The 16,422-nt window shown below is 71.1% G+C and carries 17 protein-coding genes; 2 read left to right on the top strand and 15 right to left on the bottom strand.

Annotated features, from left to right (window positions below; translation table 11 throughout):
* Window position 1: 1 nt before the first annotated feature.
* From EIZ45_RS17640 to EIZ45_RS17595, 10 genes are all read right to left on the bottom strand, one after another.
* Window positions 2-103, bottom strand: a complete 102-nt coding sequence (locus EIZ45_RS17640) for a 30S ribosomal protein bS22 (protein ID WP_007030867.1) — start codon at window positions 101-103, stop codon at window positions 2-4.
* Window positions 104-246: 143 nt separating this feature from the next.
* A complete protein-coding gene (locus EIZ45_RS17635; protein WP_033291067.1) occupies window positions 247-462 on the bottom strand; it encodes a helix-turn-helix domain-containing protein in 216 nt (71 codons plus the stop codon).
* An 899-nt stretch (window positions 463-1,361) separates the two neighbouring features.
* Window positions 1,362-2,174 carry a pyrroline-5-carboxylate reductase gene (gene proC / locus EIZ45_RS17630; RefSeq protein WP_134663665.1) on the bottom strand — a complete coding sequence of 271 codons (813 nt, stop codon included), beginning with the start codon at window positions 2,172-2,174 and terminating at the stop codon, window positions 1,362-1,364.
* A 24-nt stretch (window positions 2,175-2,198) separates the two neighbouring features.
* Window positions 2,199-3,029 (bottom strand): thioesterase family protein, encoded by an 831-nt coding sequence (locus tag EIZ45_RS17625; protein ID WP_134663664.1) that lies wholly within the window; start codon window positions 3,027-3,029, stop codon window positions 2,199-2,201.
* Between the two features lie 161 nt (window positions 3,030-3,190).
* Window positions 3,191-3,994: a sugar phosphate isomerase/epimerase gene (locus EIZ45_RS17620; RefSeq protein ID WP_043836189.1), complete on the bottom strand. Its 804-nt coding sequence runs from the start codon at window positions 3,992-3,994 to the stop codon at window positions 3,191-3,193.
* Window positions 3,995-4,028: 34 nt separating this feature from the next.
* Complete coding sequence (locus EIZ45_RS17615) at window positions 4,029-5,735, bottom strand: phage holin family protein (RefSeq protein WP_205671775.1); 1,707 nt, start codon at window positions 5,733-5,735, stop codon at window positions 4,029-4,031.
* Window positions 5,736-5,883: 148 nt separating this feature from the next.
* On the bottom strand, window positions 5,884-6,867 hold the full coding sequence (locus EIZ45_RS17610) for a Ppx/GppA phosphatase family protein (protein ID WP_037818825.1): 984 nt from the start codon (window positions 6,865-6,867) through the stop codon (window positions 5,884-5,886).
* A gap of 211 nt (window positions 6,868-7,078) precedes the next feature.
* Entirely contained in the window at window positions 7,079-7,768 is a 690-nt protein-coding gene (locus EIZ45_RS17605) for a response regulator transcription factor (protein WP_009071942.1), read from the bottom strand.
* Window positions 7,765-9,003, bottom strand: a complete 1,239-nt coding sequence (locus EIZ45_RS17600) for a cell wall metabolism sensor histidine kinase WalK (protein WP_037818823.1) — start codon at window positions 9,001-9,003, stop codon at window positions 7,765-7,767. Before EIZ45_RS17600 ends, EIZ45_RS17605 begins: the two co-directional genes overlap by 4 nt.
* A 150-nt stretch (window positions 9,004-9,153) precedes the next feature.
* Window positions 9,154-10,041: an oxidoreductase gene (locus tag EIZ45_RS17595; protein WP_134663663.1), complete on the bottom strand. Its 888-nt coding sequence runs from the start codon at window positions 10,039-10,041 to the stop codon at window positions 9,154-9,156.
* 75 nt (window positions 10,042-10,116) lie between these two features.
* Between EIZ45_RS17595 and EIZ45_RS17590 the strand changes: the two genes are divergently transcribed.
* Both EIZ45_RS17590 and EIZ45_RS17585 read left to right on the top strand, forming a co-directional pair.
* The gene (locus EIZ45_RS17590; RefSeq protein ID WP_134663662.1) at window positions 10,117-10,743 is read left to right on the top strand and encodes a response regulator transcription factor; all 627 of its coding nucleotides are present in this window, start codon (window positions 10,117-10,119) and stop codon (window positions 10,741-10,743) included.
* Window positions 10,740-11,645, top strand: coding sequence for a hypothetical protein (locus EIZ45_RS17585; RefSeq protein ID WP_240690669.1), 906 nt, complete (start codon window positions 10,740-10,742; stop codon window positions 11,643-11,645). The genes EIZ45_RS17590 and EIZ45_RS17585 overlap by 4 nt, the downstream gene beginning before the upstream one ends.
* A gap of 58 nt (window positions 11,646-11,703) precedes the next feature.
* Here the strand turns inward: EIZ45_RS17585 and EIZ45_RS17580 are convergent, their stop codons facing one another.
* The 5 genes from EIZ45_RS17580 to EIZ45_RS17560 form a co-directional block, all read right to left on the bottom strand.
* The gene (locus EIZ45_RS17580; RefSeq protein WP_037818901.1) at window positions 11,704-12,453 is read right to left on the bottom strand and encodes a phosphoglyceromutase; all 750 of its coding nucleotides are present in this window, start codon (window positions 12,451-12,453) and stop codon (window positions 11,704-11,706) included.
* 421 nt (window positions 12,454-12,874) lie between these two features.
* Complete coding sequence (locus EIZ45_RS17575) at window positions 12,875-13,705, bottom strand: DUF4349 domain-containing protein (RefSeq protein ID WP_134663661.1); 831 nt, start codon at window positions 13,703-13,705, stop codon at window positions 12,875-12,877.
* A gap of 66 nt (window positions 13,706-13,771) precedes the next feature.
* Window positions 13,772-14,284 (bottom strand): YbjN domain-containing protein, encoded by a 513-nt coding sequence (locus EIZ45_RS17570; RefSeq protein ID WP_009071931.1) that lies wholly within the window; start codon window positions 14,282-14,284, stop codon window positions 13,772-13,774.
* Window positions 14,281-15,579, bottom strand: coding sequence for a D-inositol-3-phosphate glycosyltransferase (gene mshA, locus EIZ45_RS17565; RefSeq protein ID WP_051729643.1), 1,299 nt, complete (start codon window positions 15,577-15,579; stop codon window positions 14,281-14,283). Before mshA ends, EIZ45_RS17570 begins: the two co-directional genes overlap by 4 nt.
* Window positions 15,580-15,592: 13 nt before the next feature.
* Window positions 15,593-16,414 carry an alpha/beta fold hydrolase gene (locus EIZ45_RS17560; protein WP_134663660.1) on the bottom strand — a complete coding sequence of 274 codons (822 nt, stop codon included), beginning with the start codon at window positions 16,412-16,414 and terminating at the stop codon, window positions 15,593-15,595.
* Window positions 16,415-16,422 lie beyond the last annotated feature (8 nt).

Genomic DNA, 16,422 nt, shown 5'->3' with positions numbered 1-16,422 from the left:
CTCACTTGCCGGCCTTGCGCCGCTGCACGCGCGTACGGCGCAGCAGCTTGCGGTGCTTCTTCTTCGACATGCGCTTGCGGCGCTTCTTGATCACGGAACCCATGGGCGCTCCTCTTGGTCGTCGGTCACGCTGCCCGGCGCAGCGTCCAACGGGTGGAGCGCACAGGCACGAGCGGTTTACCAGGTTACTAGCGTCCCGGCGCGGGCTGGTCGGCGGGCATGGTCTGACGCATGCCCGCCGTCGGATCAGCCCACGTCGAAGTAAGCACCCTGCAGATACTCGTGCACCGCTTTTTCCGGCACCCGGAAGGACTTCCCGACTCTGACCGCGGGAAGTTCGCCCGAATGCACCAGGCGGTACACGGTCATCTTCGAGACCCGCATCAGCGTGGCCACTTCGGCGACTGTCAAAAACTGGACCTGCCCTACCGCGGGCAAATCCTCCCTCTTGTTCGGCGACATGTTTACCGCGTCCTTCGACACGTGTCGCGCCACGAGGCTTCCCCACCTGTGGTATCGACACGCACGTGCTCTTCCGAGGGTAGCGGGACAGGTGGGACTCGTGCGACGCCTGTCACCAGGATGGGCCCTCACCTGGGGCTTCGCGTAGCCCGGACGGCGCAGCAGTATCCGATTTGCCGGATTCGGCCCGGTGGGGCGCTACGGCATCGGCACCGCTGAACGGAGCAGCGGACGCGCCGACCCCCTCCCCCCGGGCCTTGGCTCGAAGCGCCCCAATGCGGCATTGGGTGCGTGCGACGCACCGAACGCCGCATTGGGTGCGTCAGATGCATACGTTGAGGTTTCTCAGCAGCGCGGTACGCGGTGGGTTCTTGGCAGCGATGCTGGTCAGGGTGTTGCGGGCGGCCGCTGGCTAGGGCGCGCCAGGCAGCTCCTCTCCCGCCGAGGGTCGTGAAGGGCTCCTTGAGGGAATCTGATTCCCGCAAGGAGCCCTTCACGACCCTCGCCCCCCGCGCCCGCCCGCCGCCGGAGGAGCGCCACTCTCCGCGAACGCGGTGCGTGAAGCCGCCCTCGGCCGATGAGCGCGGTTGGGCTGGCGCTGAGGTCGTGAGGGGAACCCTGACTGACTCTGGTTCCCAATGCCAGGAACTTGAGGCGGCGCTGCAGGTGCGTTCGAGCCGTGTCCGCCCAGGTCGAAGGTCTCGCCTGGCCTGGGACGCGGGACGTGAGGGCCACCCCGAGGGAATCAGATTCCCTCAGGGTGGCCCTCACGGACGTCAACCGCAGCGGAGAAGCAACGCGGCCCCGTCGACGCTGCGCCTCGCCGTACCAACGCCGCCCGCCGCGCCACTGAGAACACCCCAATGCGGCATTGGGGCGGTCCGACCGGAGGCGGACGATCAGTTCTCGTGGGCGCGCCCCAGCTCCTCCGACCGGTCGCGGGCGGCCTCGATCGCGTCGAGCAAAGCCGCGCGCACGCCGTGCTTCTCCAGTTCGCGGATCGCGTTGATGGTGGTCCCGGCGGGGGACGTCACCGCCTCGCGCAGCAGTACCGGGTGGTCCTGGCCCTCGGCCAGCATCTTCGCCGCGCCGACCGCCGACTGGATGATCAGCTGTCCGGCCAGCGCGCGCGGCAGGCCGAGCAGGATGCCCGCGTCGATCATGGCCTCGACCAGGTAGAAGAAGTACGCCGGGCCGGATCCGGACAGTGCGGTGACCGCGTCCTGCTGCCGCTCCGGGACCTCGACGACCTGGCCGACGTGCGACAGCAGTTCCTTGACCGTCGCGACGTGCGAGGGCGTCGCGTGCTGGCCGGGTGAGATCGCACTCATCGCCTCGCCGACCAGCATCGGGGTGTTCGGCATCACGCGGACCACCGGCACCCCCTCAGCGAGCCGGCGTTCGTACAGCGCGGTCGGCAGTCCCGCGCACAGCGAGACGACCAGCGACGACGGACCGAGCAGCGGGGCCAGCTCGTCCAGCACCGGCTCGATGTCCTGCGGCTTCACCGCGACCACGAGGATGTCCGCGCGCCGCGCCGCGTCCGCGACGGTCGCCGCTTTCATGCCCGGGTAGCGCGTTTCCAGCTCGCGCGCCCGCTCCTCGTACCGCTCGGTGAAGAGCAGGTCGCCTGGCTCGTGGCCGCCGTTGAGCAGGCCCGACAGCAGGGCTTCGCCGATCTTTCCCGCACCCAGCACCGCGATCACACTCATGCGCTTCAGCGTGCCAAACGCGGCTCAGCCGCCCGGTGCCGGGGCGAGCGCCAGCTGCCGCACCTGCGCGACGAGCCTGCCTTGGGAGTCCACGACGGTCGCGTCCGAGTCGAACCACGGCTCGTGCACCGAGCGCGATTCGACGAGGATCCGCAGCCAGCCAGGGGCCGGGCGGGTGCGCAGCAGCGAGGTCAGCTGGACCGTCGGGGCCCAGCCGTGCCTGCCGAGGTTCGCCACCACCGGCGGGTTGAGGTCGCCTGCCAGCAGCGAGAAGTACACGTCGGGCTGGCCCACGCGCGGACGCGCCCACATCCGCAGCCGGGGCGGGTCGCCGGTGCGTCCGGTGAGGAATCCCGCGGTCGCCGCGTCCAGCCGGACGTCGCAGGCGGCGGACAGGTGGAACGGGCCTTCCGGAGTGTCCTTGCCGAGCTGCGGCGCGTTCGACGGCGGTTCGGCGGGCATCTGCGGCAGGTCCGTCCATTCGGAACGGCGCATCGGCAACCGGCCGACCGTGACCCTCGCCTCGACGCAAGCCCGGCCGCGCTGTTCGAGCGACACCGCGACCACCGAAACCCGGCGGCCGACCTTGCGCACGTCCGCGCGCAGCAACACCGGGCCGAGCGCGGGCGCGTGCAGGAATTCGGTGCTCACCGCGAGCGGATCGACGGTCGCGTCCCCGCGCTCGTGCAACGCGGCGGCAGCGGTTTTCGCCAGCAACGCCACCAGGAACCCGCCGTGCGGATGGACCCCGATCGACCATTCCGACCGCAACGTCGCGGTGAACGTGCCGTCCCCGAGCGACCGCACTGAGGTGGCCCCGTCGAAGGCGGTCGCGGTGTCGTCGGCCGCGCTCACGGACGACCGGCCACGGCGATACGGCGCGTGGAACCGGGTCCGGCGAAATCTGGAGACGGCGATGGCAACGAGGTCACGCCCGCACTTTACGGTGCCCGGCCGCCTTTGCGAGCCGAGCAGGGCAGGGACCGCCCGGACAGCCGAGCAAGATCACCCAGGGATCATTGCCCCAGATGCAACCGGGCGAACAACAGCGCCTCGGCCAACGCCCGCGCCCGCGACGCCGCCCCCGTGGCATGCCGGGTGTTGACCTCCAGCACCACCTGCCCGGCGAACCCGTCACTGACCAGCTTCTCCAGCAACTCCGCACACGGCTGCCCGCCATGCCCCGGAATCAGGTGCTCGTCCTTCGGAATCCCGGTCCCGTCCGCCAGATGGACGTGGCTCAACCCCGCCCCCATCCGGTCCGCGAGCGCGAGCGCGTCCATCCGCGCCGCGGCCGAATGCGACAAATCCAAGGTGTAGTGCCGGAATCCGACGTCCGTGGGGTCGATCGACGGCCGGAACGCCGACACGCGCGCATCACGCGAACCGCCGGGCGGGCGGACCTTGAACATGTTCTCCACCGCGACGTCCACGCCGCTGGCGTCCTCGAGCTCGTCCACCAGATCGCCGAACGCGTCGCCGTATCGCCGCTGCCATCGGAACGGCGGATGCACCACGACCGTGCGCGCGCCGAGTTCCAGCGCGGCGTCCACGGAACGGCGCAGGCGCACCTCCGGATCCGGCGACCAGATCCGCTGCGTGATCAGCAGCGACGGCGAATGCACCGACAGCACCGGCATCCCGGTGCGCCGCGACCAGCGCCGGATCGCCGAGACGTCCTGGCTGATCGGATCCGCCCACACCATGACCTCGACGCCGTCGTAGCCGAGATCGGCGGCCAGCTCGAACGCCGCGCCCGCGCGCAGCGGCCACACCGAGGCGGTGCTCAGACCCACGGGGACGGGCGCGCTCTCACTCACGCGCCCATCCTGCCCCAGCGTCCTTCGCGGCGGACTACTTGGCCACCAGCAACAGCGCCGCGGGCGACACCGTCACCACCAACCCGACGAGAATCGCCAGCAGCGTCGTCTGCAGGTCCTCGGCACGGCGGATCTTCCGCACGATCCAGACCAGCGCGACGATCACCAGCAGCGCGCCCACGAGCGCGGCGGGCGCGAGGTTGACCCACAGCCAGTTGAAGCCCAGCCACACGGCGGCGCCGCCGACGACGCCCAGCGCGAGCTGTCCAGCCAGCGTCAGCCACTGCTTGCCCGCGGACACCTCGGGTTCCGGCTCGGCTTCGGCCTCCGGAGCGTCCTCGGCGACGGCTTCCTCGGGGTAGTCGTCGTACTCGTCGCCTTCGGCGTAACCGTCGGCGTGCTCGTAGCCCTCGGCGTGCTCGTACCCGTAGCCGTCGTCGCCCTCGAAGTCCGGCTGGCCGTCGGGGTAACCGGACGGCTCGGCGAACTCGCGCTCGTACTCGGCCAGGTCGTCGTCGACCGGGTCCTTGGCGCCCGGAGCGAAGGGCATCGGGGCCGGGTAGCCCGCGGTCGGCGGGCCCGCGTCGTAGTCCGCGGCGGCGGGCGGGTACTCGTCCTCGTAGCCGTCGTCGACGTAGTCGTCCTCGGCGTACTCCTCGGCCGATTCCGGCTCCGCACCGGCGGGCGGGACGGCCGGCATCATGCCGACCTCGGTGTCCTCCAGCTGCTCGGCCTGCCGACGCTGGCGCCAGCCGGCGAGACCCGCTGGCGGCGCGTCCTCGGCGACGCCCTCAGCGGGCGGGCCGTCGATCGCGTCGAACTGCTCGGTGTGCGGCTCCTGCTTCGGAGCCGGACGACGGGCCGGAGCCCGCCGCGGCCGGTTCGGGGCCGGCGGGGCGCCAGGCGCGGGGAACGCACCGCTCGCCATCGGCGGCGCGGGCGGTTCCGGGGCGTCGCCGTCGAGACCGTCGAGCCGGGCAGCCAAGCCACCGTCCTGCGGCGGGGGCGGCGGTGCCTGCGGCGCCGGCCGACGGCGGACCGGCGGCACCGCGCCGCGAGTCTCCTCGTCGGCGGCCTGCGGACGCGGCGGACGGCCGCGCGGCGGCACCGGCATCTGCCCGGATTCCTGCGGCGGAGCGGGCGGACGCACGTAACCGGAGTCTTGCGGCGCGGCGGGACGCAGGTAGCCGGTGCCCTGCGGACCCGGCGCAGGACGGGCGAACTGGCCCGACTCCTGCGGCGGAGCGGGCGGGCGCACGTAGGCCGAGTCCTGCTGGCCGTTGGCCGGTCGCGGGTACTGCCCGGACTCCTGCGGCGGCGCCGGGGGACGCACGTAGGCCGAGTCCTGCTGGCCGTTCGGAGCCGGGTACTGCCCCGACGGCTGGCCGTTCATCGGCGGCGGCCCGGCGTCCTGCGGCGCGGGGTACTGGCCCGAAGGCTGCTGCCCGGGACGCGGGTACTGGCCCGATTCCTGCGGACCGGGCCGCGGGGCCGCGTCCGGACGGCGGCGGCCGCCCGGGGGACGCGAAGGAGGCGGCGGGGTGCCGCCCTCGGACGCCACCCGGTCGATGATCGCCTGCGGTCCGGTGTCGGTGAGGCCCGAGCGCCGCGGGGCGGCCTCGTCCTCGTCATCGGCCGCCCTGCGCCTGCGTCGCCGTCCGCCGTCGACCTGCTGCCCGTGCTGGGCGAGCAGTTCGGCCACGGTCTTCTGGGGCTGGTCGCCGCCGGTCTGGTCCGTCATACCGTGCTGTCCAAAGCGCGCTCGGGGTTGGTTGTGGTCACTCGGGCACACCCGCCTCCGGAGCCGCGCGCAATCGACACCGTGCAGTGCATGTCCGTCACCTCTTCACCGTGCCTGGTCTTCGTCGGCCAAGTCCAGTCCGCTGCTGTCACCGGTCCTCCCCGCTCGCCGAAACGCCGGAGATCGCGGTTCCAGTTTCGTCCGACCCATTGGCGTGGTCCAACCGCCGCAGGATGACACCCTCTCGCAGCGCCCAGGGACAAATCTCCAACTCCGTGAGAGAGAGCGCCCGCATCGCGGCCTGCGCCACCAGCGCGCCCGCCACGAGCTGGTGCGACCGGCTCCCGCTGACGCCTTCCAGCTGGGCCAGATCCGCGGCGGTCATCCGCGAAATGAAGGCGATGAGCTGGCGAAGGGCAGTGTCGGTGAGCGTACGGCGCACGCGGGGGCCCGCCGCCGAGGGGGCCGCCCCGGTCAGCCGGGCGAGCGAGCGGAACGTCTTGGACGTCGCCACGACCCGGTCCGGAAGGCCCTGGCCGGCGACCTTTTTCGCGAGCCCGGCGAGCTGGTCCTCGAGCCAGGCCGACGTCGCGACGACCTCGGACCGGGTGGGCGGGTCGTTGCGGAAGCGGGTGCGGGTGGTGCGCCCGGCTCCCAGCGGAAGCGACTCGGCGAGTTCGGGTTCCTCGTCGCGGCCCATCGCGACCTCGAACGACCCGCCGCCGATGTCCAGCACCAGCAGTTTCCCCGCCGACCAGCCGTACCACCGGCGCACCGCCAGGAAGGTGAGCCGCGCCTCGTCCTCGCCGGACAGCACGCGCAGGTTGACGCCGGTCTCGGCGCCTACCCTGGCCAGCACCTTCGCCGAATTCTTCGCCTCGCGCACCGCGGACGTCGCGAACGCCAGCACGTCCTCGCAGCCGAGCCGCGCGGCCGCGGCCTTGGCCGATTCGACCGCCCGGACCAGGCCGTCCTCGCCGGGACGGCTCAATTCGCCGGAGCCGGTGAGCTGTTCGGCCAGCCGCAGCATCGTCTTCTCGGAGTGCATCGGGGTCGGGTGGGCGCCACGGTGGGCGTCGACCACGAGCAAGTGGACGGTGTTGGAACCGACGTCGAGTACCCCTAGGCGCACGAGGATTCAGCGTACCGGTCCCAGCGCCAGGTCTCGAAACTGTAACCAACTCCACTCGGATCTACATCGACTCAGCGTGCGCGATCCGGCACGGTGTGCGCAGAAACCCGGACAAAAGCCGTGAAGGACTCCTTGAAGGAATCAGATTCCCGCAAGGAGCCCTTCACGGACCGGTTGTCCCGGCGGACCCCGCGTTCCGCCGGGAGACCGCTCAGGTCTCGAACTTGTAGCCGAGCCCGCGCACGGTCACCAGGTGCCGCGGCGAACCCGGATCCGGCTCGATCTTCGAGCGGAGCCGCTTCACGTGGACGTCGAGGGTCTTGGTGTCACCGACGTAGTCCGCGCCCCACACCCGGTCGATCAACTGGCCGCGGGTGAGCACCCGGCCGACGTTGCGCAGCAGGTACTCCAGCAGGTCGAACTCCTTGAGCGGCAACGAAACCTCGCCGCCGTCCACGGTCACCACGTGCCGTTCGACGTCCATCCGCACCGGCCCGGCCGACAGCACCAGCGGCGCGAGTTCGCCGTCGCTGCCCGGCTCGCCGCCGCGGCGCAGCACCGCGCGCACCCGCGCGATCAGCTCGCGCGCGGAGTACGGCTTGGTCACGTAGTCGTCGGCGCCGAGTTCCAGCCCGACGACCTTGTCGATCTCGCTGTCGCGCGCGGTCACCATGATCACCGGCACCGCGGAGCGCTGCCGCAGCTGCTTGCACACGTCGGTGCCGCTCATCCCGGGCAGCATCAGGTCGAGCAGCACGATGTCCGCGCCGTTGCGGTCGAACTCTTCCAGCGCCTGCTGGCCGGTCACCGCGACCGCCGCGGTGAAACCCTCCTTGCGCAGCAGGAAGGCGAGCGGGTCGGCGAAGGACTCTTCGTCCTCGACTATGAGAACCCTCGTCACAGGTTTCCTCCATGGTCTGGGCTGGAGACTTCCTGCCCGGTTGCCACGAGCCGGGGTGTCCGCTCGGGGGTCTTGTCCGGCCGCGCGGGCGCGGCCTTGCGTGCGGTGTCGGCGGGTTCGGTGCGCACGTGCGCGGGGATGCGCAGGGTGAACGTCGACCCGGTGCCGGGACGGCTCCACAGGCCGACCGAACCGCCGTGGTTGGCCGCGACGTGTTTCACGATCGCCAGTCCGAGGCCGGTGCCGCCGGTGGCGCGAGAACGGGCTTTGTCCGCCCGGTAGAAGCGTTCGAACACGCGCTGCTGCTCGTCCTCGGCGATGCCGATGCCGCGGTCGGTCACCGCGATCTCGACCATGCCGTCGGCGAGCCGGCGCGAGATCGACACCGGGCTGCCCGCCGACGAGTACGCGACGGCGTTCTCCAGCAGGTTCGACAGCGCGGTGACCAGCAGTGTCCGGTCGCCCTCGATGAGCAGGCCGCTCGGGGTGTCGGTGGTGATGGTGATGTCGGCGGATTCCGCGGACAGCGTGGTGCGCCCGAGCGCCTCGCGCACGACGGCGTCGACCTCGACCACGTTGAGGTCCGGCAGCCGTTCGGCGCCCTGGAGGCGGGACAGCGCGATGAGTTCGGTGACGAGCTGGCCGAGCCGGGTGGACTCGCGCAGGATCTTGCCGCCGAAGCGGCGGACCTCCTCCACGTCCTCGGCGGCGTCCAGCACGGCCTCGGTGAGCAGCGCGATCGCGCCGACCGGGGTCTTGAGCTCGTGGCTGACGTTCGCGACGAAGTCGCGGCGGACCGCCTCCAGCCGGATCGCCTCGGAGTGGTCGACGGCCTCGACGACGGTGAACCCGTCGCCGAGCGGCCGGACCTCGCCGAGCACCGCCTCCGGCTGGCGGCGGCCGCGGCTCTCCAGCGGCGAGAGGTCGACCTCCATCGGCTCGTCGGTCTCGACCACCTGCTCGGCGGCCTTGCGCGCCCGCGGATCCGCCTGGTTGACGCGCACCAGGCCGAGTTCGTACGCCCGCGGGTTGTGCAGCACGAGGTCGCCGAACCGGTTGAGCACGATGACGCCGTTGTTGGACGAGCGGATCAGCCGTTCGAGGAGCTCGGCGACGGTCGGGCCGAGGGGCCGGGCCGCCTCGCGCCGGGCTCGCACCCTGGCCGCGAGGAAACCGGCGACCGCGCCGACGACAAGAGCGCCGATGGCCGTCAGCAGGACAACAGGCGTGGTCACGGGGGAATCGTAAGCATCCCGGTAGCCTTCCGGCCTAGTCCTGGAAGCCCTGTCGTGAGGCGAGTGACACCTGAGGGGTACATATTCGCCTCGGGGTCAGGCCCCGTTCACCCGATCGAGATCTTCCGGCCAAATCGACGCGCTCGGTGTTCAGCGTGCTGAATGGTCCTCGAGGGTTTTGAGGTCCTCGTCGGTCAGTTCGAGCGCCGCCGCGGCGACGTTCTGCTCCAGGTGTGCCGGGTCACCCGTGCCGGGGATCGCGAGCACGTGCGGGCCCTGCGCGAGCGTCCACGCCAGCCGCACCTGAGCTTCCGTCGCGTCGTGCCGCCGCGCGACCTCGGCGACCCGCTCGCCCACGTCGGACTGTCCGCTCGCGACCGCGAAGAACGGCACGAACGCCACGCCCTGTTCGCCGCACAGCCGCAGCAGTTCGTCGTCCTCGCGGCGGGCGGACAGGCCGTACTGGTTCTGCACGCACACCACCGGCGCGATCGCCTGTGCCTCGGCGAGGTGTTCGGCGCTGACGTTGGAAATCCCCAGCTCGCCGATCAGCCCCTCGGCGCGCAGTTCGGCCAGCGCGCCGAAGTGCTCGGCGAGGGAACCGGTGCCGCGGTCGAGGCCGGTGCCGATGCGCAGGTTGACGACGTCGATGCGCTCGCGGCCGAGTTCGCGCAGGTTCTGCTCGACCTGGCCGCGCAGTTCGTCGGGACGGGCGAACGGCCGGAACTGGCCGGATTCGTCGCGCGACGGGCCGACCTTGGTGGTCAGCACGAGGTCGTCGCCATACGGGGCGAGCGCGGCCTTGATCAACGCGTTGGCCGACCAGGTGGCCCCGAAGTAGAACGCCGCGGTGTCGATGTGGTTCACGCCCAGTTCCACGGCCCGGCGCAGCACCGAAATCGCGCGGTCGGCGTCGACCGGCGCGTTCGGGTCGAGCGAGCCACCGAGCCGCATCGAGCCGAAGCCGAGCCGGTTGACGGTGCGGGAGCCGAGCTGCCAGGTGCCCGCGGCAGCGGCGGGAAGTGTCGTTTCGGTCATGTCTCCAGCGTGCTGCGCGGCCGGCCGTCGCGGCGGGTTTGGCAGCAAGCTGCCAACGCGGGAACACTGGACGACGTGCCCCGAGCCGAGGAAGTCGCGAACATCCGCGACGAGCGAGAACTGGTCGAGCGCGCCGGACACCTGCTCGCCGGAGCCGACGAGTTCGCCTGCGCCGCGAACGACCTGCACACCTGGTCCGCGATGCAGAAATTCGCCCAGGAGCTGCCGAAAGAGCGGAAGCTGCGGATCCGCAAGGTCTACCTGTCGCGGGTCATGCTCGACCCGGCGGGAGCCGAGCACCTGCGGATGCTGCAGCGGCTCGGCGCGGAAGTCCGGATCAGCGACCACGAGATCAACGAGACGATCCTGCTCGACGGCCGCGTCGCGATCCTCGCCGCCGGCCCCGGCTACAACGTCGTGACCGCCCCGGATCTGGTCCGGGGCATCTCGTCGCTGTTCGAGGCCGCCTGGCGCTCGTCGACCGCGATGGAGGCGTACGAAACGCGGTTCGCCGAGCTGCGGCAGTACACGCCGCAGCTGCTGGACCTGCTGTCTTCCGGTTCCACCGACGAGAAGGCGGCCCGGGCGATGGGCGTCGGGCTGCGGACGTACCGTCGGCGGGTGGCCGAATTGATGGATGTCCTGGGCGCGACGTCGCGGTTCCAAGCAGGTGCTCTCGCGAGGGAGGCGGGCCTGCTGTGAGGCGCGCCGTTCTCGCCGCGGCCTTGCTCACCGCCGGATGCTCCGCGTCCCAGCAACCCGCGACGCCCGCGCCAGCTCCCGAACCGGCGAATGTGGCCTATGTGGACGCCAAGGCGACCAGCGACGCGGTGTCCGGCGTCAAAAAGGCCATGGAGACGGCGTTCAGCTACGACTCCACGAAGCCGGACGAGGTCGCGAAAACCGAGCAGGAATACCTGACCGGCGGGGCCCGCGCGCAGTTCGACAAGACCTTCGCCGAGGTCCGCACCGAGCCGGTGACCACGCAGACGCAGGTGCTCGAAACCGGTCTGGCCGAGCTGACCCCGGACCACGCGCGGATGCTGGTGGTGGCCGCGCAGCACAGCAAACGCCCCGACGGAGCCAAAAATCAGGGCGTCGCGCTCATCCTGGTCACCGCGGGCAAAGCGAACGGGCACTGGCAGCTGCAAGATTTGAACTTCGATCCGCGCGGAAAGCTCACCGCCGCGCCCAGCCCCGCGGACGGCCTCGCTACGACCCGGGACGCCGCTGTCGACGCGGCCGTCCGGGATGGCGGGATCCTGATGACCATCGACCCGAAGGACATCGACGGCAGCTACGCGAAATGGGAAAAGGTGGCCGCTGACCCGCTGCTGTCGCAGTTCCGGCAGAGCCGTCAGGAAACCGTGGACAGCATCCGCAAGACCGGGAAGAAGGCGGCCTTCGGCGCGGATTCGACCGCCGCGCTGACCGAACTCAGCCAGGACGGGACCAAGGCGTCGGCGGTGCTGTCGGCGTTGGTGACGACGAGCGGCGGCCAGAACCCCGGAGAAAACCGGCTGCCGGTCCACCTCGACCTCGTCCGGCAGGGCTCCGAGTGGAAGGTGTCCGGGATCCGGGCGCTTTCCGGCGAGGGCTCGTGAGTGGCGTTGCCGGTTAGAACCGGCAACGCCACTCACGACGACACAAGCGGGCGGGGGCTCAGCGCCCCTGGTTAGCCACCGCGGCGGCGGCTTCCTTCGCCGCCTCCGGGTCCAGGTACTCGCCGCCCGCCTTGACCGGCTTGAGGTCCGCGGTCAGGTCATAGCGCAGCGGGATGCCGGTCGGGATGTTCAGCGCGGCGATGGCGTCGTCGGAGATCCCGTCGAGGTGCTTGACCAGCGCGCGCAGCGAGTTGCCGTGCGCGGCCACCAGCACGGTGCGGCCTGCCTTGAGGTCGGGGACGATCGCCGACTCCCAGTACGGCAGAAGCCGGGCCACGACGTCCTTCAGGCATTCCGTCAGCGGGGCCTGGTCGCCGAGGTCGGCGTACCGTGCGTCGCCGGACTGGCTGAACTCGTCCTTCGGGTCGATGGCGGGCGGCGGCGTGTCGTACGACCGGCGCCAGAGCATGAACTGCTCCTCGCCGAACTCGTCCAGCGTCTGCTTCTTGTTCTTGCCCTGCAGCGCGCCGTAGTGCCGCTCGTTGAGCCGCCAGTCGCGCTTGACCGGGATCCAGTGCCGGTCGGCGGCGTCGAGGGCGATGTTCGCCGTGCTGATCGCCCGGCGCAGCAGCGACGTGTGCACCACGTCCGGCAGCAGCCCGGCCTCGGCGAGCAGCTGCCCGCCCTGGCGCGCTTCGCGCTCGCCGGTCTCCGAAAGGGGCACGTCCACCCAGCCGGTGAACAGGTTTTCCGCGTTCCACGTGCTCTGCCCGTGCCGCAGCAGCACCAGGGTCCCAAGTTCGGCCATGGCCATCAGCCTGCCAGAACGGGTCCGCGCCGCCAGTAGTGCGTCCACCCCTCTACCCAGAGTGCGTTACCCGGGAGTAACACCTTCACCCGACGCGCAGCCGGGTTGCCGACAAGCAGGCCAAAGAGTGCAAGGCGCTGCACACTGTTATCCCCGTCAGCAAAGTTCACTCGAACGGAGTAACCAGTAGTCTTGTGATTACTGGTCGACATCTGACAGGTTGGGCATGTCCCGCTCAGCCGGATTCCACGCACTCCCGGCTGATCACGGGCAGTGACCGCGGCTCGTCTCCCCCCTGCCGAGCCGCGGCCCGCCGGCCCCGTTGGCATCCCCCTCGTCACCGGGTCCAGCAAGGCGGGACCTGCAGCGGGACGGCTCGAGATCGCGACTCCCCCCTCCCTCGAGCCGTTCCGCCAGCCCCTCACTCCGCGGGCCTGGCCTTCCGCCGCCGCAGCCACCAGAACACCGCGCCCGCCGGGATCCCGAACGCGATCAAGAACGGCAGCAAAACTCCGAGCACGCGCACCAGCCCGCTGCAGAAGACGACGAACGCGTCCCATCCTCCGGACAGCCCGGCGAGGAAGCCGCCCGTCTCCTCCGCCGCCGCGGCCGCCTGCTTCGTCACCGACAGCGACACGGTCGCCATCGCGACCTTCCCGGCCAGCGACGCCTGCTGCCGCTCCAGCGACTCCAGCGTGGCCTGCCTGCTGGTCAGCTCGCTCTCGACGGACGCGATCTCGGACACCGACTGCGCCTTCGCCAGCAGCGCGCGGATCCGCTCGACGCTCGCCCGCTGGGTCGCCAGCCGCGCGTCCACGTCGACCACCTGCGAGGTCACGTCCTGTGCGCTGATTTCCCGCCGCTTCACCTGGCCGAGCCCGCCCAGTTGCTCCAGCACGCCGTCGAGTTTCTCCGCGGGCACGGCCAAGGTCAGCGACGCGGAATCGTCCGTCGCGCTCTCCTGCCCGGCGTAGCCGCCCGCGCCGGTCGCGATCGCCTTGGCGCGGGACACGACGTCGTCGGTCTTCGGGGTGGTCAATTCCAGCCGTGCGCTGCGCGCCAGCTTGCGATCAGTCGCGCCCGGCTCGGGCACCGACGCCTGCGCGTTGCCCTGCTTCGGCGCCGCCCCCTGCTCCTGCCGCTGCGCGGGCGCGACAGCCGACCTCGCCGAATCCGCGCTGGTGCCGCCGCTGCATCCGGCCAGCAGCAGCACCGCGGCTCCCGCGAGCACGTATCTCCATCGAGTCCGCATTCCCGTCTCCCTCCAGTCGTTGGCGGTGAGACGAAGCGACCGGGCGGACCCGTTGCACGGAATCGGTTACGACTCGGTCAACCCCGGTTCGTGCCCTCCGGCGGGTTCGGCGAGGTGTTTGAACGCCTGGAGGTTCGCCAGCGATTCGCCGCGCGAAACCCGCCAGTCCCATTCGCGCTTGATGGAGGTGGCGAACCCGATTTCCAGCAGGATGTTGAAATCGCCGTCGGCGGCCTCGAGCACCTGGCCGAGGATCTTGTCCAGTTCGGACTCGGTCACCGTCTCCTTGCCGAAGCGGCCGACCAGGTAGATGTCGCCGAGACTGTCCACTGTGTAGTGCACGCCGTAGAGCCGGGCGTTGCGCTGCAACAGGAACCGGTACACGTCCTCGTGCCGCTCGTCCGGACGGCGGCACACGAACGCCTCCACCGAGAACGCGTGGTCGCCGTCCACGAGCCAGCAGTTGGTCTGCAGCTTCTTGGTTCCCGGCAACGTCACGAAATAACGGCCTTCGCCGCGACGGTCGTATTTGAGCCCACTTGAGTCCAAAGTGGACTTGATAGTCGCGTCAAGGCTCACACTGCCACCTCCGCCCGCAGTTCCAGCGCCTGCCGGAACGCTCTGGTCGCTTGAGCATAGATGTCCAGCAGCGAATCCGTGGTGCGCCGCCAGGAAAACCGCTGCGCGTGCCGTACCGCGTTGGCCGCCAGTTCGGCCCGCCGGTCCGGCCGCAGCGCGACCGCGGCGAGCGCGTCGGCCCATTCCGCCGCGCCGTGCGACGGGACCAGCAGCCCGGAAACCCCGTGCGGCACCGCGACCGGCAGCCCGCCGACCTCCGCCGCCACCACCGGCGTGCCGCACGCCTGTGCTTCGAGCGCGACCAGACCGAAGGATTCGTTGTAGCTCGGAACCGCGACGACGTCGGCCGCGCGGAACACCGTGCGCAGCTTCAGCCCGGTCTGCGGCGGCAGAAACCGCACCTGCTCGGCAATGCCCAGCGACACCGCCAGTTCCCGCAACGCCTGCGGCTGCTCCAACCCGGTCCCGGACGGTCCGCCGACCACCAAAACCACCAGCCGCGACGCCAATTCCGGCCGCTGCCGCAGCATTTCCGCCGCCGCGTGCAACAGGACGTCCGGAGCCTTGAGCGGCTGGATCCGTCCGGCGAAGGCGAGCACCACAGCGTCCGGCGACAGGTTCAACTCGCGCCGCGCGTCCAGCTGCGAGCCGGGAGTGAACCGTTCGAGGTCGACGCCCGGCGGCACGGCGTGTACCGCGTGCGTGGCGGCCCCGTAGAGATCGACCAGCTGCCGAGCCTCGACCTGCGTGTTCGCGACAAGGCAGTCCGCCTCCGCGACGACCTGCTCCTCGCCCATCACGCGCGTCCGCGGCTCGGGCTTGTCACCCTCGGCGAGCAGTGCGTTCTTGACCTTCGCCAGCGTGTGCGCGGTGTGCACGAGCGGCACGCCCCACCGGTCGCGGGCGAGCCAGCCGACCTGTCCGGACAGCCAGTAGTGCGAGTGGATCAGGTCGTAGTAGCCCGGCTCGTGAAACGCCTCCGCGCGCAGCACGCCCGACGTGAACGCGCACAGCTGCGCGGGCAGCTCGTCGCGCGCCAGCGGCTCGAACGGCCCGGCCGGCACGTGCCGCACCGTGACGCCGGGCGCCAGCTCGGCCAGCGGCGGCTGCTCCGACGAGGTCGCCCTCGTGAAGACCTCGACCTCGATGCCGCGCCGCGCCATCTCCTGCGCGGTCTGGCTGACGTACACGTTCATCCCCCCGGCGTCGCCGGTGCCCGGCTGCTCGAGCGGGGAGGTGTGCACGGACAAGACCGCGATCCGGCGCGGCTCAGCGATGAATCCCTTGAGGGTCACCTGGTCACTCCTGCTACTCGGCTGCGTCCCCGGCGAACCGCCGCAGCACGGAGTTGAAGTCCTCCGGCTCCTCGACGAACGGCAGATGCCCGGCCTCAACGAACCAACGCAGGACCGCCCCCGGAATCTTCCCGGCCGAATACTCTGCCGCCGAAGGATCCACCACACCGTCGGCCGAACCGTGCACGACGAGCGCCGGCTTGTCGACCGCGGCAAGCACGTCACCACTGCCGATGTCCCGCCGGAACAGCGCGCCGCGCACCGCGGGCGGCACCGAAAGCGAACTGCCGAGCATCGCCTGCGCGTACGCGCCAGGCACCTTCGGACTGGCCTGGGCCCGGGTGAACTCGACCAGCGAGGGGATCGCCACCTCGGCGTCGTCCGAGAGCGCGGCGGGCAGCGCGGCCCGCATGATCGGCCCGGTCGCGCCGCCTTCGCGCTTGCGGCCGATCTCGGTGATCGCGCCCACCAGCACGATGCCGCCGAGCCGTGCGGTGCCGTGCTCGCGCAGGTAGTCGGCGATCACCAGCCCGCCGTAGGACCAGCCGACGACGATCGCGTCCGGACCGGCGAAGTCGAGCACCGCGGCGAGGTCGCCCGCCCACTGCGCGGGATCGTCGTAACCGCTGTCGGGGACGTCGGAGCCGCCGTGCCCGCGCAGGTCCATCGCGACGAGCCGGAACTGCCCGCTCAGCGCCGGATCGGCCAGCTGAGCGGACCAGGCCGCGGCGGACTGGGCCCAGCCGTGCACGAAGACGATCGGACGCGCGTTCTCCGGGCCCTCGACGCGCAGTGCGATCCGCACGCCGTCTGCCCCGGTTACCTCAGTGTTCACTTCTACTT

Source organism: Amycolatopsis sp. CFH S0740 (genome assembly GCF_004522315.1).
GTDB classification, from domain to species: domain Bacteria; phylum Actinomycetota; class Actinomycetes; order Mycobacteriales; family Pseudonocardiaceae; genus Amycolatopsis; species Amycolatopsis nivea.
Note: the sequence above shows the minus strand (reverse complement) of the source record. Positions and strands in the feature narration are given on the sequence as shown.